This is a genomic window from Paenibacillus glucanolyticus (genome assembly GCF_037333485.1).
GTDB classification, from domain to species: Bacteria; Bacillota; Bacilli; order Paenibacillales; family Paenibacillaceae; genus Paenibacillus_AQ; species Paenibacillus_AQ glucanolyticus.
Window position 1 is genome coordinate 5,753,558 of record NZ_CP147845.1, and the last position, 20,646, is coordinate 5,774,203.

Below are 20,646 nucleotides of genomic sequence, written 5' to 3' on the forward strand. Positions count from 1 at the left end.
ATATTTACCATTTAATGGCGCATATACGAACCTATCATAGCATGTCCTTTTCGACACAGCAAATGAAAATAACGGATATATAGCAGCCAGGCAGTCCCATGATGGCACCTTAGATCCCTTACGACCCTTTCCGGTCAGGCATAGCCCCTTCCAGCGTTAACAAGGTACGTTTAATTTCCGGGCCGCCGGCATATCCAATCAGCGCCCCGTCGGTTCCAATCACCCGGTGGCATGGCACGATAATCGGCACAGGATTTTTGTTGTTTGCACCGCCTACAGCACGCACGGCTTTTGGACGACCGATGGATTCGGCTATATCCTTATAAGAACAAACCGTTCCGTAAGGAATGGATTTCAGAGCTTCCCATACTTGCAATTGGAATGAGGTTCCCCGCGTATCCAGTGGGATCTCAAACTCCTTCAGCTCACCTGAAAAATACCGTTCCAGCTGCGCTGTCGCAGGAGCTAACCTCGCCTCGTCCCGCTGGTAACCGCCGTTGCCGGCCCAGGTCCGAGACCACTGCTGGATGACTGCTTCCTTTACATAGAAGCTGCCGAACTCAATCAGACAAAGTCCCTTCTCCGTTGCACAAACCGTTAAAGGTCCGATCGGCGATTGAATTTCGTCATAATACAAAACTTCGGGTCCGCCTTCCGGAATGGCCATAGGCTCTACTCCATGAATGGCGGGGCTCTCCTGTTCCGGCTTATCTCCCTTATCCGGGGAAGCCGGCAACGCGTTGCCACTGGATAAAGCTTCTGCCCCGGCTTGCGCCTCAGTTGGGGCCTCTTTCTCATTCGATTCAGGCTTCAATTTATTCAAGGCTTGCTGCAGCATATCTCGTACTTGGGAATCCCCTTCTGATTTCATGCTTTTCTCTAAGTTGTTCAACGCTTCTTCGCCTCCAATACGGCCCAGAGCCCATGCAGCGGTTCCCCGTAGCTCCGGGCGCGGGTCTTTCAGCAGTACTTCGCTCAGCTTCGGTACAGCTGAAATATCTTTAAAGTTGCCAAGCGCGATGACAGCGTTGCGCTGTATCGGCTTTCGGCCGCGCCAAGCGGCAGATGTATCTCCGAACGTTTCCTTGAATTCACGGTTGCTTAAATCAAGGATCGGCAGGAGCAGCGGCTTGGCTTTTTCAGGATCGGGTTTGAAGGCCTCTTGATGAGTCCAGTTCTTGCCCCGATTCTTCGGACAAACAATCTGACAGGTATCACAGCCGTACAGCCGGTTGCCAATCTTGCGCATGACTTCTTCGTCCAGAAACCCTTTGGTTTGGGTCAAAAAAGAAATACAGCGCTGGGCGTTAAGCTGCCCCGGGCCCACAAGCGCTCCGGTAGGGCAAGCATCGATGCACTTGGTGCATTCCCCGCAGTCCTCGGTAACCGGCGTATCCGGCGGAAACGGGATATTGGTGATCATCTCGCCAAGGAATATCCAGGAGCCTAACTTCGGAGATATGATGGCACAGTTCTTGGCACTAAAGCCAATGCCTGCACGCTGGGAAACCGCCCGGTCGACAAGCGCTCCCGTATCGACCATGCTTTCAAGTCTTGCATCCGGTACCCGTTCTCTTATAAAAGCCTCCAGACGGCTCATGGCCTCCCGAAGCACCTGATGGTAATCTCTGCCCCAAGCAGAACGCGCCATAATTCCCCTGTACTTTCCAGGCTCCGATTTTGGCGGGTTGTCCATTTTGGAATGGTACGTTATCGCAATCGCGATTAAGGACATGGGCTCGCTTCCCGGGAGAGCCGGAGTAACCCTCTTATCCAGATCCGGCTCTTCAAACCCGGATTCATAACCTTTGTCCCGATGATTCTGCAGGATTCCCTTCAAGGACTGAAACGGTTCCGCCGAAGCAAAGCCGATATCATCAATACCAAGCTCTGGGGCAACGGATTTCAGTTCCTGTTTGAGCTCCTCCCAAACCGAAGGCGGAGGAGCGTGCGAGCCGAGTGTGTAGGTCATTCTCCAGCGCCTCCTTTCCTGGGATGATGTCCAATTGGCAGCTACAGCTTTTTGATCTCGGACAGCGGCCAGAATATGAATTCCGCCCTGCCTACAATGTCGCTTTCCTTCACACTGCCAAACATGCGGCTGTCCTTGCTCTTTCCGAGATGACGGTTATCTCCCATAACAAAATACCGTCCCTCCTCGAGGGTAACAGGCTCAAAGCCTGGATCTTCGATCGCAACATCGGTGTATCCTTCCTCCTTGGCCACACCGTTAACATACAGCGTCTGATCCTTTACTTCAATGGTATCCCCTGGAACGCCGACAATACGCTTCACCAAAAACTCCTTCTTGTCTGGACCATCGCTTGGATCCTTAAGCACGATGACATCACCATGACTCGGTTCTGCAAAGCGATACACTACTTTATTAATAAATAGCCGCTCCGATGCTACCAGTGTCGGCTGCATTGATTCACCTTTAACCATGGACAGGTTGAACACAAACATATTTAGAAGCACCATAATAACAAATGCAATCGTAATCGTCTTTACCCAGTCCCAAAGCTCGGCTGCCCACCCGTTCTTCTTGCTGGGTTGATTCTGTGGTCCGTTGTTCTCGCCATTCTCAGTTGAATCCGGAGGAATCACTTGTCCCATACTGCACCTACCTTACTTCGATTTCGCCTACAAGCTCCGACGGCGGCACCCTCAAAAAAGGTACATTAATAGAAAAGCATATCTCCCAACCATTTGCAACGGCCGGTAGATATGCTTCATATAGAAAAAATGTCGTTTCTTATCTCTGTCGAAGCTTAAAGCCGCCGTTTTACGTGGCTCGTATGTACCGCTAGTCGTTCAACTATTGACCTAGGATACTGAGCTTCTGGAACGACCGCAGGATTTGGCTGGCACCGTATCCCATGGCTTCATAAAATGGCATGGCTGCGGCGTTGTGCTCGTCTCCGGCTACCATAATCCGACTGACCTTACGTGATTGAAAACGCTGTTCCATCGCCGATATCAGAGCCTTGCCAATTCCTTTTCTGCGATAGTCAGGATGAATGGCAATGCGGTAATAACAACCATGATTGCGTTCGATCGTACCAATTAGGGCACCAACGATTTCACCGTTTTCTTCAGCCACCATAATCAGATCAGAGTCCCAAGCGAGCTGTCTGGAGAAGGGCTCCATCGTGTTTTCGTAGCAGTCTTCCGATAAAGCAATCTGTAGTAGCTCGGTTACGGGGGTACAGTCACTCAACTGAAAGGAACGAACATGCATTTCAAAATCTCCCTTTTCGTTAGCATGATGCGGTTTACCCGGTTTACAAAGATCTAGTATTCCGTTAACGCAAACCTGACATTTGTGTTTACTACAAAAAACGCGAAAATCCTGTTTCCTTGTCCATTAAACCACATCTTTCTCGTAAATTCACGAGTTTTCTTCTGTAAGCGCTTTATCTGAAGCGGTTACATTTTTATTGATGGATTTACTTCCATATTTTTGTTGAATGTATGTGCTGTTTCCTGCTGAAAACTGTTAGCGCACTGTAAAAATCAACTCCAATACTTTCTATACATGCTTTTTGTATCTGTACTAATTTTACAAAGCGACCCACTAAATCCTCTGCTTATCTTATTGGGAAGGGTACGAATAGAAAAGCAGCGTCCTCCCGGCTATATGCCGTTAAGAACGCTGCGTAATCGATTTCTATTTTTACTGGAGAACCACGGTATCGCCCGATTTCAGTCCTGACAGGACTTCGATTTTGTCGAGAGTTTGCATACCGGTCTCAATATCCTGACGTTCAATTTGACCGCCGCCCCTATCCACCATGACGTATGATTTACCCCCATCCGTCATGACGGCGAGTTTGGGAACGACAACGGCTTTGTCCTTCCGCTTGGTCACAATGTCTCCGTTAAGCGTCAATCCGCCGATCAAGCGGTCATTCTTAGGCAGCGAGACAATCACCTTGAACTGCGGTGTCTGAGACGTTTGTTTTTCCTGGGCGGTTGCCTCAGCGAATTTGGCCACCTCCAGCACTTTCCCCTTCAGCTTCAAATCCTTGATGGAAGGCATCTTCACCTCAACCGCCATATCCGGTTTAATGTTGAACACCTCGTTCTCCCCTACATATGCCACGAACCGGAGGGAATCCAGATCGACGATTTTACCGATATACTGGTTCGCCGTGACCGATTGCGGCACCTGCTGTGTCGGGTCGAACAGAAACAACCCCGTAGCCGGAGATTGATATGTGGACTTCTTCAGTCTATCATTCAGATCATTCATCGTCTGTCGTTCAATATCATTGTTCACTTCGTCCAGCTGGCTGCTCAGCCGCGCATTTTCCTGGTCTGCCAGCATTTTCAGACGCTCGGCCTCGGTTGCCCCGACTGGCGCGTTATCCAGGTCCTGATTCAGCGTGAATTCCTTCAGTTCCTGCTCCAGCTTCTTCTTCTGCAGTTCGGCCTCTTTCTGCTGAAGCTGCTGGCGGATCGCTGTTTGCTCCAATTTAAAGAGTGTATCGCCCTGCTTGATCTGCTGGCCATTCTCTACGCTCCATGACTCGACCTTCGCTTCAAAAGGGGCGTACACATTCGTCTCCCGTCCGTACTCGGACGTTCCCTTGACCTGCACGGTCGAAGTGATGGTTTCCTCGGTTACGGGAAACGAGATGACCTGGGGTTCTTCCATCATCGGAATTTCAGGCTCTTTCGGTTTCACCTGTCCATATCCCCAATAACCCACCACACCCAGCACAGCCACGATAATTGTCCATTTTATGATTTTTTTGATCATACCGATTTAGCTTCCTTTCCGATGCTCAATAATCCTAATCCCGCTTAATGGCAAGGAGCGCATTTGTCCTTGCTGCGCTGATCGCCGGATAAATCCCCGAGAGGATTCCGGTCATCACCGCGAATGCGATGCCGATGGGCAGCGTGCCCAGCGTAACTGCAATCTGCAGCCCCGACATCCCTGCAGAAGCTGTAATGAATGAATTCAACCCGTTGATGATCAAATACGCGAACACGATGCCAAGCAAACCGCCAAGCAAACCGAGCAGACTGGCCTCCACGATAAACATATTGCGGATTTGCGGCATATTCGCCCCCAAGACCTTCATAATGCCGATTTGCCGGCGGCGCTGATGCGTAGACATTGTCATGGCTACAATGATCGAAATAGAGGCCAGCAATAGAATAAATACGCCTACGCCCAGTGCAATCGCCTTGAATGTGTCCAATTGGGAAGCGATCTGATCGCGCATCGCCAGATTGTCGCTTGCATTAAGCGCAAGTTTTGATATCAAATCCTCAAGTGGTTTAATATTCTGCAGGTCATCCACTTTGACCGTTACGCTGTCGTATACCCGCTGCTTGGAAGCCGTCCCATTTTGCAAATTCAGGCTGTCTGCAAGCCATTCAGCCGTATCAAAGGAAACATAGGCCTGCCTGTCGTAGATGGCAAACTGGGCTTCCCGCCCCGTAGGCACATCCAGCACACCCCCTACGTACATCTGCGGACCCAGCAGCTTCTTTTCGTTGTCCATCTGCTCAAGCTGAATGCTTTTGCCGCTCATGTCCGTCACGGTGCCCTCATACATCTGGAATTCTTCCCACAGCTTCGGATTGTTGGGATCGGTATTCATCATATTGGTCAATCTCTCGCTTGTCTCTGCATCCTTCCATCCTGTTGTGGCTCCATAATTGAGGACGACGGCGCCTATCTGCTCAAGCGCACCACCCTCCTTGAACCTGTGTCCCTGCTCTTTGAGTTTGGACAGGTCCACGGCCACTACATTAACACCTTCGCTAATCAGATTGTCGGACGAAATGGATCGGAAATATCCAAGCTGCTTGGTCGCGATAACGGATTTGACATGATTAAAGCCCTGAATCACCTGAACCTTATCATCCGTAAGCAATCCACGCTCCCCACCGGCAGCGCCGCCCCCCTCTCCGGGTCCACTGCTGCCCTGCGGGGTCACCGTAATCTCATCCAGCTTCATACCGCCTATAATCTCGGTCTCCAAATAACCCTGGGCGGCGTTGCCAATGCTGATCGCAACAATGATTGCCGCACATCCAATGGAAATACCGGTCATGCACAGGGCTGTCACTACTTTGCGGCGCTTGATCTGCCCCCATGCCAGCCGCATGCTGTCTAGAATTTTCAGCTGACTTCACCTGCCCCCTCCGAATGAACCTCGACACCGGACGGAAGCGATGAGGCATTAGGCGCCTTAGAGCCTCCTGCTGCGGGTCTCGTGTATTCCTCCGGCTGAACTAAGTAACCGTCACGGAGCATGATCGTTTTTTTCATTTGGGCCGCAACTTCCATCTCATGGGTAACGATGACAAATGTCGTATTCATGGACTCGTTCAGCGCCATCATAATCCGGATGATTTCCTCTTCCGTTTTGGTGTCCAGATTGCCTGTCGGCTCGTCCGCAAAAATGACGGAAGGCTCCGTGATCAGCGAGCGCGAAATACTGACGCGCTGCTGCTGTCCGCCGGACAATTGGGAAGGGTACAGTGCTGCCTTATCGCCAATTCCCGTCATCTCCAGAAGCTCCATCGCTTTCTTCCGGCGCTTGGACGGTGAAACGGACTGAAAAACAAGCGGCAGCTCCACGTTTTCCCGTACCGTCAGGGTCGGAATAAGCTCGTAGGCCTGAAATATAAATCCGATATGCTTGCGCCTAAAGACGGCAAGTTTGTTCTCCCCGTATTTGACAATATCCTGATCGGCAATATAAATATGGCCCTCCGTGGGCTTCATCAGTCCAGCCATCAAGTTGAGCAGCGTCGACTTGCCCGACCCTGAGCTGCCGAGGAGAGCAATCATCTCTCCCTTCTGGACTTCAAACTGGATGTTATGAAGCACCTTTAACACTTCGTTGCCGTTCTTAAAGCTGTGCGATACATTTTCCAAACGCAACATGTTCGCTGTTCCTTTCCGATTCTTAATCTATCTCTCCTCATTCGGATCCACAGTAGGCTGGAATGTCAGATTATAGCTTTGGCTGCCAAGCGTGATTCGCTCATTCTGGAATTCGTCCACAAGGGTCAGGTTAAACCATCCGCCGCGAAGTCTTTTATATTGATCGTCCGTCAACTCGATCGACATCGACCGAGTACCCGGCACCTGGATATCCGTACCTGGCGTAAGTGTGCGCTCCTGAGTCTGTCCCAGCACGTCTTTGATGATCAGAATCAGCTTGTGGCCGGAATCCGCGGCAGTAATGCTCTCGCTGCGTTTCACGTCAAACGTGACATTCAGCGAAATGGAAGAGCTGCCTTCCTGCAAATGCCCTGACGCCTTCGTGACGGAGACGTTGTAAGGATACCAATCGAGCTGCGTCAGCCCGGAGCTTGCTGCCGGTCTCACCGGATTCAGCATCAGTTTCTTCACGCCCATCACACCGGTAACGTCTTTCCCCGTTTCCGCAAGCTTGCCGCCGGACATCGCCGTGCCAAGAGCTAGTCCCAGTTCGCCCGATACCCCTTTTGGCACCCTTGCCCAAAAGACAACGGACTGCTTGGACCCTGGCTGTAGCGCGGCTTCCGGCTGAATGGTGTCCGCTTCGTAAATCATTCCGTCCGCGCTCTGGAAATACCCTTTCAGCATGGCCGCTTGCACACGGCGCTGTTCATTGCTGGTCAGCAACAGCTCGGAATAGACAATGTCGGTATCTACCCCCTCATAGATCACGGTCCGTCGCTCCTGCGCATCTGCACGTTTACCGATAACGGTAACCGAGTAGGGTTTTCCCTTCTCCAGCACTTCAATCGACTGCGTGGCTCCTGAAGTGGTTACGGTCAGGAAAGAAGATTTAGCTGTATCTTTCTGGGTAAACAGCTCGAAGCGGAGCGAACGGATGTCCTTGGTATAAGGGATCCGCGCCATGACATACACCTCTGTTGATGACCCGGGGGCAATCAAAGAGCCCTGTTCCTCTGCAATAACCTCAGAGCCGGTCAACACCGTTTTTTCGTCCGATGTGACGTTTGCCTTAAGCTCAGGCAGCGGCAGCGATTTGGATTCCTGAGTATTTCGCAGACGCAGCTTGGCAACAATGAGATCTGTATCCTGCCATGGGAGACGCTGCATGGATACAAGCGTGTAAGCAAATCCCTGGGCAGACTGCGCGCCGTATTCGACACCGATGGAAGCCTTGCGCTCCGTTTGATACGAAATGTCAAAATAGGCAATCGGCAGGGCCACTTTCTCCTGAGCTCCTGACGCCGATTCGCTGCCCGGCTCGGCCGGATTAGCAGGGGTTTGGGTTGAAGGATCATCCCCGGCAGAGGATTCAATCATTTGCAGCTTCAGCTTGTCCTGCTTGAGCTCAAGCGGAAGCGAAATTTCCATCGACATCGTTTTCTCTTCGCCAGGTCGCAGTGTCAGACCCACTTTGTTATCCGGATTGTAAGGATGGAAGGAGCCTTCCGAGGCTTTAATCGCAAAATCATAACCCGGCACTGCCACCGATTTCTTGCCTTTGTTCTTGAAAGACATCTCGATGTTCCATATGCCCTCGCCCCCGGAGGAACGCAGCGAAGCCTGCCTGATTCTGGCTTCAACCGGAATCCCCTTGATCGTCATCTTCTTGGCTGCCCCCGCCGCGATATCCCATTTAGGAGCTGTTGCCGCTGGCAGCTTAAAGGACTCGACCGGCAAGGTGAGCTTCAGTGTGTCGTCGTTTTCGGTCCATAGGAAACGCAAACCGGCCGATTTAAGATAAGAGGGAATTTCCGTTATGTAATATACCAATTTCTTCTCTTTCGGCTGGATGGGTACCCCCTCTGTACCTGCTTCGTGATGAAGAAGGAATGAATTGCCGCTTGCTGTCACCAGATGAGGTTCGAAACCGCGGTCGCTCCACACTTTCCCGCCATGGTTTGTCATGTACATGCCGACTTTGGCTATCACTTTGCCGTCATACTTAATGATCTCCAGCGATTCCGCCTGAACGGTAACCGGCGTACCGCCCAATTGCAGCTTGGTACTCGATCCCGGTGCGGCAGCTGCCGAATAATTGGCAGGCAATCTGTACGTTCCGACACGCTGCAGGTAGCCTTTGGCTTTCGGATTCCATACGTCCATCACCAGCTTCATGCCGGATAAGGAGTTGCCTTCGGTTTTGGCATAGTAGGTCACGCTGAGGCTCTGACCCGGTTCAATCTTCTTCTTGGCAAGATCTCTGGTAATTGGATTAGCAGCTGTCACAGAACCGCCGGGTAGCACCACCTTAGGAAAATAGGATACCAGCCGTGCGGAGCTCTTGCCCCCGTTTTTGTACTTCAGGGTAAACACTGCAACATATGTGCCGTTTTGCTGCCATCCGTCGGCATGCTCCAGCGTTGCCGTAACGTTATTGCCAAGCGTTACGTTCCATGCAGGCACTGCATGATTCTGCGAATTGGATTTCGTGACTTGCGATGGCCCCGTCTTAGCTGCCGCTGCCTCTGCTTGCGGTGCCGCTGCCAGAATTGCAGCCATTAAGACGGCAGTCACTCTGAACTTTGTACTACTCATGTTTTGAAACGACTCCCTTCTACCTCGGCATATCCCTTTCATTGTCCCATGCAGATGTCATCGACTTGTGTCCATGGTCATATATATAACGACAAGTTTCACAGGAAAGTTCTTCATAAATTTTTGCTGATTTATCAGGTCTTTCGGACTTTTCAAACATAAAAGTTGATTTAATCACCCAAAACGGTTTAATATATGTAGTGTAGCCGGATTACATATCTCATTGCTCCGGGATGATAAAGACTTCCTGATGAAGGAAGACCTTTCATCATAACCAAAAACTAAATTTACAGGAGGTTTTTATTATGGCATTTCAATTACCAGCACTTCCTTACGCAAACAACGCGCTCGAGCCTCATATCGACGCACAAACGATGGAGATCCACCACGATCGCCACCATAATACCTACGTAACGAACTTGAACGCTGCGCTTGAGAACGCTCCTGAGCTTCAAGACAAATCCCTTGAAGAACTGATTGCTAACCTTGACGCTGTTCCAGAAAGCATCCGCACAGCAGTTCGTAACAACGGCGGCGGCCATGCAAACCACTCCCTGTTCTGGGAAGTTATCGGACCTAATGGCGGCGGACAACCGACTGGCGCATTGGCTGATGCTATCAACAATGAACTGGGCGGCTTCGATAAATTCAAAGAAGATTTCGCAAAAGCAGCTACAACACGTTTCGGCAGCGGCTGGGCTTGGCTCGTTGTTAAAGACGGCAAATTGGCAGTAACCAGCACACCTAACCAAGACAGCCCGATCATGGAAGGTCAAACACCTGTCCTTGGCCTTGACGTTTGGGAGCATGCTTACTACCTGAACTATCAAAACAAACGCCCTGATTACATCTCCGCTTTCTGGAATGTAGTCAACTGGGAAGAAGTCGGCAAACGCTACGATAACGCGAAGTAATATCGTTTAACTAAGCCGATGCATACAAAAAGGCTGCTTACAGCTGTAGATCATGTCTACCGCTGTAGCAGCCTTTTTTTGATGTCTACGACTATCGATTTAATGGATGCCGGTCGCCGTCACCTTATCGGACTCGTAATAGCGGACTTTGGATGGTGCATAGATGACACCCCATAATACGACCGAGATAAGAACCGCTGCACCTGCACCGATCAGGCAGACGGCCTGCAGTGACCATACATCAGCTGCAAAGCCTAGCAGAAGCGTAAGAGCGATCTGAAGCATTCCTTCCAACATACGGGTCACGCTGGTGAAACGTCCCATCAGATCGATAGGCACCTGATTTTGAAAGAATGTGGTAAACCCCGCATTGGCATACGAAGAGAAAAAACCAAAAATGATAAATCCGATTACTGCAGTCACAAGGCCGGAAGCTGCATAGAAAATCATATAACCCGCACTCGACAGCAGGACGCCAGCTCCGATAAACATACGCAGCGACAGCCATTTTACCGATAGAGACGCTGCCGCCGAGCCTGCCAAATACCCTGCTCCTGCTACACTTATAAGCAAACCGTAATCCTCATCTCCGAGCAGCAGCACTTGTTTAATGAAGGTTGCCTCCTGGGAATCGAGCGCAAATCCGAGCAGCATGGCGCATTGAAACAATAGGTAGACCAGCATGAAATATTTCGCGGCTTTGCCGAAATCAATGACAGCAATCCAGTCCTGAAGGAGTGTCTTCATCGTGATGACATTCCGTTTGCTGCCATCCAATTCCTCCCCATCCACATCGGGAAGAAAGTAAATGACCAGTGCGCAGATAAAGAATGATACCGCATTAATAACAATGCTAATTCGAATATCCGTATAAGCGATCAATAGTCCGGATATAGCGGGACCCAGCAGTACGGCTCCGGAAGTAGTAAAGCTGGACCATGCATTAAACCGCTTTCGTTCCTCTGTCGGAATCAACTTCGTGACATACGTCATTGAGGTAGGCCCGAAGAAGGAGCCCGCCACATTTATCAGGAACATGATGATATAAATCCCCCACACGGAGGACATAAAAGGGATTGTGGCAATCAGGACACCCCGAATAATATCGGTTGAAATCATAAGCTTGCGCTTATTCATCCGGTCAATGATGCTCCCTGCCCACGAGTTAGTCAATAAGGTTGCAAGCGGCCGGATGATGAACAATCCAGCCACGGCAGCAGGAGAGCCTGTCATATGCAGCACAAGCAAATTGATCGCAACCAGATAGATCCAGTTCCCGAGATTGGAAACCCCGATACCAAAAATGTACAACAGCGCATTCTTCCAGCTATGCAACAGCTTCACTACTCCTTATGCGGTTTCCTTCTAGGAAGGAGAACAGCTTCAAGATGAGAAATACGAATGTAAAATACGGATGAACACGTTCGGGAACGCGTAGCGTTCCATGTCATGCACGTGAATCCAGCGGAATTGCTCGATGCCCGTCTCATACGCTGCTGCGCTTTCTGCGGCTTGCAGGGAAGATATCGGCGCATCCTGCCATGTGCAGCGGTATACCCCCATATTCCAATGAATATGGCTAAAGGTATGCTCCGCGTCCATCACATGGCCGATTGGCAAAACTGGAATCCCTTCCTCCAGCAAAGCGCCTTGCAGATGGCTCATAGCCGGCTCCTCGGGCATCACAGCCGGGTTTGCCGATGCCGGCACAATGACATGAGGCAGCTCCCACATTCCTGCCAACAGGCCGGTTGATGGCCGCTTGCGGATCAGGATTTTCCCTTCGTGCACGCCCGTACCCTCTACGATGGCTGTAAGGCGATATTCAGGACGAGGGGGCTTCGCCTTTGTCTTAATCGGAAGGGACTCCTCCTTGCCCTCATACCGTGCCGTGCAGTGCTCCATGACCGGGCACACCAGACATTTGGGCGACTTCGGCGTACAGATTAATGCCCCCAGCTCCATCAGTGCCTGCGTAAAATCCGATGCTCGTCCCTCAGGGACCAGAGTAAGCACCAGCTCCTCCATTTTGGTACGTGTCTTCACTTTCATAATATCTTCTTCAATCAAAAAATAACGGGACAGCACGCGCATCACGTTACCATCCACCGCGGCCGCGGGAATGTTGAATGCAATGCTGCGAATGGCGCCTGAAGTGTAAGGACCGATGCCTTTTAGTCCCGACACTTCGTCTTTACCGCTTGGCATAACGCCACCATACAGCTCCGTTACTTGCCTTGCAGCAGCCTGGAGATTGCGTGCCCTGGAATAATACCCTAGACCCTCCCAGCATTTCAGCACATCGTCCTCCGGTGCATCTGCAAGCGATTGGATCGTCGGGAACCGCTCGATAAACCGATGAAAATATGGAATAACCGTATCCACCCGGGTCTGCTGCAGCATAATTTCCGATACCCAAATATAATAAGGATCGCGGTGTCTGCGCCATGGCAGATCCCTTTTATTCACCTCGTACCAATCCAATAGCTCCTGGCTGAAATATCGTTTAAGTTCTGTGTTATACATCTATATAAATCCCCTTCATAACCTTACTATAGTGTCTCAACAACCGCGAAGGCCGAAGCCAGCTCTGTCTGATGCGAAATCGTCAAATGAATCGTGTAATCGGCAGGTTGGTCAATTCCGAGGCGTGTCCAGGCTTCCTTGGACAGAGTGGCGATGGGTTTCCCGAGGCCATTTGGCAGCACTTCAATGTCCCAGAATCCGATCAGGCGACCGATTCCGCAGCCAAAGGACTTGGATATCGCTTCCTTGGCAGCAAAGCGCCCGGCAACAAACTCCGTCCGTTTAGCTCCCTTACGGGCAGCGATTATCCGCTCACCCTGTGTAAGTACACGTTCCATGAATTTCTCTCCATGCGGGCCTGTCATCAGAATGTCCATTCGTTTCATGTCCAGCACATCATGTCCAATTCCGTAAATCACATCTTCCGCTCTCCTTCACTAACCCGTCTTCCGTCCATAATCAAACTCACTACTATATTGTATCAGTCGATGTACGTCAACGCGAGACTGTCGTGTTACAACAACATGAAATCATTCAATTTGTGTCATTTCAAATTTTATCTGTTTAGACGGTTCAAGCCGCATCCTGATGGGGTGTGGGGGCCCGAATATAAAAAAACAAAAGCCTTCTGGAAGGTAATCCCTCCAAAAGGCTTTTTGGCCTGAAAATCGTTATATTAAATTCCTGGAATCGTGTTGCGCTTGTGAGCGGTTTTTACGTAATAACTCTCCAGTTTCTCCTGAACTTCAGGATTGATTGTCTTGCCCTCCAAATAGTCACTGTTATCATCGTAGCTGATTCCGAGCTCTTTCTCATCCGTCTGTCCTTCCCATAGCCCAGCGGAAGGCGCTTTGTCCAGGATCGATTGCGGTACTCCCAAATAGGATGCAAGCATACGGACCTGACGTTTGTTCAAGGAACTTAGCGGCGTGATGTCCACTGCTCCATCGCCCCACTTGGTGTAAAAGCCGGTGATGGCCTCAGAGGCATGGTCAGTCCCGACAACAATCAAATTCTGCTCAAACGCCAGCGCATATTGCACCACCATGCGAACTCTGGCTTTTACGTTGCCTTTGCCAGGAACACTGATATGTTTATGAACACCAATATTTTTCAGACCATGCTCAACCTCAAGAGCAATCTCATTTACAGCTTCCTCGATATTGGTCTCCACGGTATGCTTCAGATCGAAGGCTTTGGCCGTAGCATAGCTGTCGGAAATATCGGCCTGTTCACCGAATGGCTGAAATACTCCAAGTGTTTTGTATTCCTTGCCAGTCTCCTCGGTGAGCTCGTCGGTTGCCCGCTTGCACAGACCCGCTGCCACAGCGGAATCGATCCCGCCGCTAATAGCGATCAGCAGCCCCGAAGTGCCTGAGTTTTTCACATAATTTTTCAGAAAATCAACCCGTTTGCTGACCTCTTCCTCCACATTAATGGTTGGTTTGACACCCAGTTCAGCAATAATTTGTTCTTGTAGGCTCATGATTCAAAGACTCCTTTCAGTATGCTCTCTCTTTCTTAAGTACGTAACATATACAACAAAAGCCCCGCGGCTTCGGAATATGCCGAATGCTTCGGGGCCTATGTAACTGCCAGCTTACTGGCAGTAGCGATTGAATGCGTCGGACAAATCAGCCGCGATTTCTTCTGCGGAACGGTTCTCCACTTGGTGACGCTCAATAAAGTGCACCAATTCCCCGTCCTTCAGCAGAGCAATCGATGGTGAGGATGGCGGATACGGAGCAAAATACTCACGGGCTTTTGCCGTTGCTTCCTTATCCTGTCCAGCGAATACGGTATACAAATGATCCGGCTTCACTTGGTTCTCAAGCGCTATGGCTACACCTGGGCGTGCTTGCCCTGCAGCACATCCGCATACGGAGTTTACAACAACCAGTGTTGTACCTTGCGCACTTGGCAGCACTTCCTCTACCGCTTCAGGAGTTGTGAGCTCCTTGATTCCCAAACTGGTGAGTTCATCCCGCATCGGTTGAACCATATCGCGCATATATCGGTCAAAAGACATACCCATAACTGCTTCACTCCTTATATAAACAAGATTGTTCGAATTATAACAGCTCATCGATATCTATATTATACAATCCTAAAGAGTGAAAGCAAGAAAATACAAAACGAGCAGCATCACAAAATGGGATACCGCTCGTCTTTAACTGTTTCCGGTGGTTTAAACTAGGTAGCAGGGTAGTTGGCCCCATCCTTTTTCTTGTCAACGATGGGTTCGCCACGACGATCCTTGTTTTCGCGCTGCTGCTGCTCCTGTTGTTTCGAATCATTTTTACTCATCCGAATCCCTCCTTTGCCATTAGCTCTGCCTTATGATGCCTATTCATCCTCCTAATTATTCGGACGCGGCAGCGCTTTGGGATTCCATTAAGCCCTGAGGGTACGAGCGGACAGAAAATGAGATAATGAACACCGTTCCCTCGCCTTGCTGTGACTTCACATCGATCGTTCCATGATGCCGCTGAACAATGCTCATACACAGGGCGAGCCCAAGCCCCGTTCCCTTACTCTTCGTGGTGTAGAAGGGCTCAAACAAACGCTCCAGCTCGCTCTCCGACATGCCCGTTCCGGTATCTGCCACATACAGCTGCACCTGGTCCCCTTCGATCCGGGTTTCAAGGGTCAACGTTCCTTTGTCATCCATAGCCTCCATGCCGTTGCGGCACAAATTCAGGATCAGCTGTTTCATCTCTTTAGCATTCAGGTGCAGCTTGGGTACATGGGTTCCGAGCTTCAGTTCAATGCTCTGTCCACGCAAGTTCGCGTCAGCCCACAAGAGCGGGCTCAGCTCATGGATAATATCATGAAGATGACAGTCTTCCTTCTCGGCAGCCCGGTTCTGGGCCAGAGACAAAAAGTCATTAATGATGCCATTGGCACGGTCCAGCTCCTCCATGACGATCCGGTAATAGTGATCGAGTGTCTCCGGGCTCTTCTCCTTCATCAGCTGCAGGAACCCGCGAACCACCGCCATCGGATTACGAATTTCATGGGTAATGCTTGCCGCCATTTGGCCAACCAGGCTCAGTCGTTCTACATTAATAAATTCGGTTCGAAGCTTCTCAAGCTCCGTGATGTCTTCCATAACACCCACCGCACCCAAGATGTCGCCTTTCTCATTATGTATAAGCGGATAAATGCCCGTTGAATAAACTCGCGTTGGGCTGCGCATAATCTCGCCGGTGCTTTCAATTCCCTCCATGGCCTTCAGAAACCGGTTGCGGAGATGTTCCTTCTGAATCATACCGTCTAATAAATCGAACAGCGGTCTTCCAATCACATCTTTGGACGTCAAATTCGGAAACACACTCCTGCAACTGCGGATAAGAAGTTGGTTAAAAGCGATGATGTTCCCTCTTTTATCCACGGCCACCATTCCTAAAGGGATCATCTCTATTATTTTTGTCAGAGAGATCATTTCTTCACTCTTCACGTCATATTGGCCCGAGGCCAGACGCTCGCTGGTCAGCTCGATCCAATACACAATCATGCCGGAATAAAAGATGCCAATCAGCATATAGAGTATGGTCACTAGGATTGTATCCGGATTCAGGTGATCATTATTAACCTTTCCTTCAATGGCATGAGAGGCTACAATGATCAACATAGCCGGAATCAGTGCACTCCACAGCCAGCAGATCTTCTCGGTCTTGGAGCCTTTCTTGAAATTGGAGGAAATCCAGGGCAGAAGCGAGTAAACCAGGACCAGTACATTGAGGATGAAGTCGATCATCGACCAGCCGTTTATCAGCCCATGGCTTGTCATATACAAGACGGCAAGACATAACCCTGAACTTCGACTTCCATATAATATGCCTAAAAATAACGGGATCACGCCAAGATTGATCGGAACGTAATATTCGTTCATCGCTGAAATCAGGACGCAGAGTACGGTGCTGACTCCGCTCGAAATTACGATATGCTTGTGAAATCGAAGCAGATCATTCGGATTCTTCTTGTTCAGCCACTTGAGATGTCTGTCGAGGAGAAGGGGTAGATGAAAGATGAGTGTACCAGACAGCAAAACTTGCAGCAAAATATCCTTCCATAGGCTCAGCACAGTGATCAATCACCTCAATTGGACAACGTGTCTAATATTTCTGATTAAAACACAGGCGACATCATTTTACAATATCTTGTAAGTTCCTGTTGAAGCAACAGAAAACCCCGTCTTACGTCCTATTCATGAGGTTTGGGTTAATTCGCGAATACCTATATAATTATAATAAGATTCATCTATTCATTGATATAACCTCAAAGGAGCTATGAGCAAACATGCTTGATTATGATATTATTGTCGTCGGCGGTGGACCCTCCGGATTGATGTCCTGCGTAGCTGCAGGAGAAAGAGGAGCTTCCGTTCTGCTGATTGATAAAGGGGATAAACTGGGCCGCAAGCTGGGCATATCAGGCGGTGGAAGATGCAACGTGACAAACGCCAAGGAACAGGATGAGTTGATAGCCAACATCCCGGGCAACGGACGTTTTTTATATAGTGCTTTTCAGCATTGGAACAACAAGGATATCATGTCTTTTTTCGAGGGGCTTGGCATTCGCCTCAAAGAAGAGGACAATGGGCGCATGTTTCCTGTGACGGATAAAGCCTCAAGCGTTGTGAATGCCTTGATTGGCAAAGTGAGGGAGCTCGGTACCGATATCCGGACAAACAGTCCGGTGAAGAGCGTTCTGTTCGAGAACGGCCAAACGGCTGGAATTCAATTGAAATCCGGGGAAGTAATCAAATCCTCCTGTGTCATCATAGCCACAGGCGGTCAGTCCGTTCCTCAAACAGGCTCGACCGGGGACGGTTATCCTTGGGCGGAAGCAGCTGGCCATACCATTACTGAGCTGTACCCCACTGAGGTCCCTATCGTCTCAACCGAGACGTTCATCGCATCCAAAGAGCTGCAGGGTTTGTCGCTGCGTGATGTTGAGCTGTCCGTCTGGAATCCCAAAGGGAAAAAAGTGATCGCTCATCGGGGAGATATGCTGTTTACCCATTTCGGGGTGTCCGGCCCAATCGCTCTGCGCTGCAGCCAATTTATCCGCCAGGTGCAGCGGAAGTTCGAAATCGTGAACGTGGATATGGCAATTGACATGTTTCCTGATCGCTCGCAGGCCGAAATCGAGGCCGAGCTGAAGGAGCGCTTTGAGGCTGAGCCCAAAAAGAGTATTAAAAACGTTCTTAAGGGTATGCTGCCGGAGCGCATGATTCCGCTGCTGCTGTCCAAATCATCTATCGACAGTGACATGATCTGCAGCGGTTTATCCAGAACTGCGCTTACGTCCCTTGCAACCATTTTGAAAAAATTTGCGTTCCGAGCTTCAGGCACCCGGTCGCTGAAGGAAGCCTTCGTGACCGGAGGCGGCGTCAGCCTTAAGGAAATTCAGCCGAAAAGCATGGAATCCAAGCTCATGCCCGGCCTGTTTTTCTGCGGCGAGATTTTGGATATTCATGGATACACCGGCGGCTACAATATCACGGCGGCGTTCGCAACGGGTTATACGGCGGGCAAGCACGCCGCGGAAGCGGCAGCGTATAACAAGAACTGATCCAATGGTATTGGAAATTACGAATAAAGCACGAAGCGCGCCAGTATGCCCTTTCCTACCCGGGTCATACTGGCGCGCTTTTATTCATCTTGCTGATGCTTATCCTCCCTGTACATCGGCCATGACATCAGTGATGGTGCGATCATGACTGCCGCAGCCGTCAATGCCAGCGCGGCCAGCCATCCGACTCCCCCCTGAAACAGCGTGAGCCCTGCCACCAGGGAATACAAAAATGCCGGGAGAGCAAGCAGCGTTCTAACGGCAAGAATACCCGCAGAGCGGTGCTGTTCATTCGTAAAGGGAAGCACGTGCATAAATTCAGCCTTCGCGAACACGGCCCACCGTGTATTGAGCCAATACGATATCATCAGCACAAGCGCGATATACACAACGATTTTAATGATTAACGGCGGGAGCCATACGGCCGGAATGCCAACCAATGTAATCTGAATATATAATGTCAAACTCTCAGGGTGACGCAAAATCGCTTTTAACCCTGCATCGGCAAGCCTCTTCTCCGCTGTGCCCTTGAACAACCGGCCGGACTTGCGCATAAACCAGGTCTTGCTTCGCACACTCGGCGGTTTGCCGACAGCTTGAACCAGCAGCTTCTCGGTCAACTGGATGCGGGTCCTGGCATCCTCCCTTGTATCCGCCATAAAGGTTCCTTGCATGGCAAGACGCCTGCGGCTCAGAAGAATTAATACAATCAGCAGAATGACGACGATTGTCCATAAGACTGCATAAACCTCAAGCCACAAGGATACAAGCAGCGTTATTAATCCAACGGAAAGCCAGCGAACCGCATAAATCATCAGGTGCTGTCGCCACCCTTTGCAGCTTGAGCGAATCATCCCGGCCCATAGATTCGTACACCAGGCACAGACAACCGTAATCACCAGCAAGGTTATCAAGGTACCCCCGGTAATTTCATGTTCCCTGACCAGGATTGGCAGGGCAAGCAGGGTAAACAACAGTCCCTTTAGCGCTGACATAGCATGGCTGTATGCCATGCCTCTGATCAGCAGCCCCTTCATCCATTCCCGCTGCTGGCGGAGAAACAATACGTCAGCCTCTTCGAGGAACAGCAGCACTCTGCCGGAGAACATAAAGAGCAGGATGACAACCACCGCTTGGAGGGGCAGGAACTGTGCCCACCCTGGAAGGGGGCTTGTCCACAACTCACGGTATAACCCGCCTCCCAGAAGCAGGCCTGGAATCAGAATATAGAGCATCACGATCCAATCAACCACGGTCGCCAAGCTTTTACGTTGATAGGTCCAATGTGCAAGCACCCTTCTCCAGAAGAGGGCCCCCGGATGGCTAAGCTGCTGTGAGCGATTCATATCCATCCCCTCCCTCATGTCAGCGCATCGAAGCAGTCAAACAACGATGCGCCTGGAAGTCCCGCGGCCTCACGAAGATGATATAGTGTGCCTTCGGAAACAATCCGGCCCGCGGATATGAGCACAAACCGATCACAAATCTTCTCTGCGGTGTCCAGCACATGCGTAGACATCAGCACACCGGCACCACGGCGTCTCTCCTCCAGCAATAAGTTCAAAAAATCGCGAGTAGCCCGCGGATCCAAACCGATAAACGGCTCGTCTACAATATAGACATCGGGCTTGGAGAGGAAGCCGATCATCAGCATCATCTTCTGCTTCATCCCTTTGGAGAAACCTCCCGGCAGTTCGTTCCGTACAGTCTCCATTCCAAACTGCCGAAGAAGCTGTTCGGCCTGCTCTTCGAAATGGTTGTCATCCATTCCGAATGCAGCAGCAGCCAGGTCCAAGTGCTCCCACAGCGTTAAATCCTCGTAGAACACAGGCTGCTCGGGTACGTACGCATATCGGGGAGGATCACCCGCAATCCTGACATCAGCCTTGCAGTCCTTCAAGAGCCCTAACACCGCCTTGATGGTTGTGCTCTTTCCGGCACCGTTCGGCCCGATCAAGCCGAGCAGTTCACCGGGAACCACTTGAAACGATATTTCGTGTATGCGGGGTCGGCCAGGTTCGTACCCGGCTTCCTGAATGTCTACTTCCAGCACCGGCTCGGCCCCGCGAATGTTCTCCAGAATCCTATCCTGCATCCTAACACCCCATCCATTCA

Annotated in this window: 17 protein-coding genes; 2 read left to right on the forward strand and 15 right to left on the reverse strand. The window is 50.5% G+C overall.

Annotation, left to right across the window (positions count from 1 at the left end):
- Window positions 1-118: 118 nt before the first annotated feature.
- From queG to WDY75_RS26715, 7 genes are all read right to left on the reverse strand, one after another.
- Window positions 119-1,972 carry a tRNA epoxyqueuosine(34) reductase QueG gene (gene queG / locus WDY75_RS26685; protein WP_063478563.1) on the reverse strand — a complete coding sequence of 618 codons (1,854 nt, stop codon included), beginning with the start codon at window positions 1,970-1,972 and terminating at the stop codon, window positions 119-121.
- A gap of 41 nt (window positions 1,973-2,013) precedes the next feature.
- Entirely contained in the window at window positions 2,014-2,616 is a 603-nt protein-coding gene (lepB, locus tag WDY75_RS26690) for a signal peptidase I (protein ID WP_006208198.1), read from the reverse strand.
- 202 nt (window positions 2,617-2,818) lie between these two features.
- Window positions 2,819-3,241: a GNAT family N-acetyltransferase gene (locus WDY75_RS26695; protein WP_006208197.1), complete on the reverse strand. Its 423-nt coding sequence runs from the start codon at window positions 3,239-3,241 to the stop codon at window positions 2,819-2,821.
- A gap of 435 nt (window positions 3,242-3,676) precedes the next feature.
- Window positions 3,677-4,765 carry an efflux RND transporter periplasmic adaptor subunit gene (locus tag WDY75_RS26700; protein WP_006208196.1) on the reverse strand — a complete coding sequence of 363 codons (1,089 nt, stop codon included), beginning with the start codon at window positions 4,763-4,765 and terminating at the stop codon, window positions 3,677-3,679.
- A 34-nt stretch (window positions 4,766-4,799) separates the two neighbouring features.
- The gene (locus WDY75_RS26705; protein WP_006208195.1) at window positions 4,800-6,128 is read right to left on the reverse strand and encodes an ABC transporter permease; all 1,329 of its coding nucleotides are present in this window, start codon (window positions 6,126-6,128) and stop codon (window positions 4,800-4,802) included.
- Window positions 6,129-6,142: 14 nt separating this feature from the next.
- Window positions 6,143-6,913, reverse strand: a complete 771-nt coding sequence (locus WDY75_RS26710) for an ABC transporter ATP-binding protein (RefSeq protein ID WP_036638752.1) — start codon at window positions 6,911-6,913, stop codon at window positions 6,143-6,145.
- Between the two features lie 27 nt (window positions 6,914-6,940).
- Complete coding sequence (locus tag WDY75_RS26715; RefSeq protein ID WP_036638750.1) at window positions 6,941-9,511, reverse strand: hypothetical protein; 2,571 nt, start codon at window positions 9,509-9,511, stop codon at window positions 6,941-6,943.
- Window positions 9,512-9,816: 305 nt separating this feature from the next.
- On the opposite strand from WDY75_RS26715, the gene WDY75_RS26720 reads away from it, so the two are divergent.
- Window positions 9,817-10,425, forward strand: coding sequence for a superoxide dismutase (locus WDY75_RS26720; RefSeq protein WP_006208191.1), 609 nt, complete (start codon window positions 9,817-9,819; stop codon window positions 10,423-10,425).
- A gap of 99 nt (window positions 10,426-10,524) precedes the next feature.
- Here the strand turns inward: WDY75_RS26720 and WDY75_RS26725 are convergent, their stop codons facing one another.
- The 6 genes from WDY75_RS26725 to WDY75_RS26750 all read right to left on the reverse strand — a co-directional run bounded on the left by WDY75_RS26725 (window position 10,525) and on the right by WDY75_RS26750 (window position 17,038).
- On the reverse strand, window positions 10,525-11,760 hold the full coding sequence (locus WDY75_RS26725; protein WP_036638746.1) for an MFS transporter: 1,236 nt from the start codon (window positions 11,758-11,760) through the stop codon (window positions 10,525-10,527).
- Between the two features lie 48 nt (window positions 11,761-11,808).
- The gene (gene mutY, locus WDY75_RS26730) at window positions 11,809-12,951 is read right to left on the reverse strand and encodes an A/G-specific adenine glycosylase (protein ID WP_006208189.1); all 1,143 of its coding nucleotides are present in this window, start codon (window positions 12,949-12,951) and stop codon (window positions 11,809-11,811) included.
- 26 nt (window positions 12,952-12,977) lie between these two features.
- Window positions 12,978-13,370 (reverse strand): holo-ACP synthase, encoded by a 393-nt coding sequence (gene acpS, locus WDY75_RS26735; protein ID WP_006208188.1) that lies wholly within the window; start codon window positions 13,368-13,370, stop codon window positions 12,978-12,980.
- 257 nt (window positions 13,371-13,627) lie between these two features.
- The gene (gene nadE / locus WDY75_RS26740) at window positions 13,628-14,437 is read right to left on the reverse strand and encodes an ammonia-dependent NAD(+) synthetase (protein WP_006208187.1); all 810 of its coding nucleotides are present in this window, start codon (window positions 14,435-14,437) and stop codon (window positions 13,628-13,630) included.
- A 114-nt stretch (window positions 14,438-14,551) separates the two neighbouring features.
- Complete coding sequence (locus WDY75_RS26745) at window positions 14,552-14,986, reverse strand: BrxA/BrxB family bacilliredoxin (protein WP_063478562.1); 435 nt, start codon at window positions 14,984-14,986, stop codon at window positions 14,552-14,554.
- A gap of 327 nt (window positions 14,987-15,313) precedes the next feature.
- Complete coding sequence (locus tag WDY75_RS26750) at window positions 15,314-17,038, reverse strand: two-component system sensor histidine kinase NtrB (protein ID WP_036638743.1); 1,725 nt, start codon at window positions 17,036-17,038, stop codon at window positions 15,314-15,316.
- A gap of 215 nt (window positions 17,039-17,253) precedes the next feature.
- On the opposite strand from WDY75_RS26750, the gene WDY75_RS26755 reads away from it, so the two are divergent.
- On the forward strand, window positions 17,254-18,531 hold the full coding sequence (locus WDY75_RS26755) for an NAD(P)/FAD-dependent oxidoreductase (RefSeq protein WP_063478561.1): 1,278 nt from the start codon (window positions 17,254-17,256) through the stop codon (window positions 18,529-18,531).
- 80 nt (window positions 18,532-18,611) lie between these two features.
- On the opposite strand, the gene WDY75_RS26760 is transcribed toward WDY75_RS26755, so the two are convergent.
- Together WDY75_RS26760 and WDY75_RS26765 are read right to left on the reverse strand one after the other, a co-directional pair.
- Window positions 18,612-19,877, reverse strand: coding sequence for an ABC transporter permease (locus WDY75_RS26760; protein WP_063478560.1), 1,266 nt, complete (start codon window positions 19,875-19,877; stop codon window positions 18,612-18,614).
- 14 nt (window positions 19,878-19,891) lie between these two features.
- Window positions 19,892-20,626 carry an ABC transporter ATP-binding protein gene (locus WDY75_RS26765; RefSeq protein WP_082834290.1) on the reverse strand — a complete coding sequence of 245 codons (735 nt, stop codon included), beginning with the start codon at window positions 20,624-20,626 and terminating at the stop codon, window positions 19,892-19,894.
- Window positions 20,627-20,646 lie beyond the last annotated feature (20 nt).

Bases quoted from the DNA above. Each gene is read 5' to 3' on its own strand.
- queG (WP_063478563.1), bottom strand. From the start codon at position 1,972: ATGACCTACACACTCGGCTCGCACGCTCCTCCGCCTTCGGTTTGGGAG.
- lepB (WP_006208198.1), bottom strand. From the start codon at position 2,616: ATGGGACAAGTGATTCCTCCGGATTCAACTGAGAATGGCGAGAACAAC.
- WDY75_RS26695 (WP_006208197.1), bottom strand. From the start codon at position 3,241: ATGCATGTTCGTTCCTTTCAGTTGAGTGACTGTACCCCCGTAACCGAG.
- WDY75_RS26700 (WP_006208196.1), bottom strand. From the start codon at position 4,765: ATGATCAAAAAAATCATAAAATGGACAATTATCGTGGCTGTGCTGGGT.
- WDY75_RS26705 (WP_006208195.1), bottom strand. From the start codon at position 6,128: ATGCGGCTGGCATGGGGGCAGATCAAGCGCCGCAAAGTAGTGACAGCC.
- WDY75_RS26710 (WP_036638752.1), bottom strand. From the start codon at position 6,913: ATGTTGCGTTTGGAAAATGTATCGCACAGCTTTAAGAACGGCAACGAA.
- WDY75_RS26715 (WP_036638750.1), bottom strand. From the start codon at position 9,511: ATGAGTAGTACAAAGTTCAGAGTGACTGCCGTCTTAATGGCTGCAATT.
- WDY75_RS26720 (WP_006208191.1), top strand. From the start codon at position 9,817: ATGGCATTTCAATTACCAGCACTTCCTTACGCAAACAACGCGCTCGAG.
- mutY (WP_006208189.1), bottom strand. From the start codon at position 12,951: ATGTATAACACAGAACTTAAACGATATTTCAGCCAGGAGCTATTGGAT.
- nadE (WP_006208187.1), bottom strand. From the start codon at position 14,437: ATGAGCCTACAAGAACAAATTATTGCTGAACTGGGTGTCAAACCAACC.
- WDY75_RS26745 (WP_063478562.1), bottom strand. From the start codon at position 14,986: ATGGGTATGTCTTTTGACCGATATATGCGCGATATGGTTCAACCGATG.
- WDY75_RS26755 (WP_063478561.1), top strand. From the start codon at position 17,254: ATGCTTGATTATGATATTATTGTCGTCGGCGGTGGACCCTCCGGATTG.
- WDY75_RS26760 (WP_063478560.1), bottom strand. From the start codon at position 19,877: ATGAATCGCTCACAGCAGCTTAGCCATCCGGGGGCCCTCTTCTGGAGA.
- WDY75_RS26765 (WP_082834290.1), bottom strand. From the start codon at position 20,626: ATGCAGGATAGGATTCTGGAGAACATTCGCGGGGCCGAGCCGGTGCTG.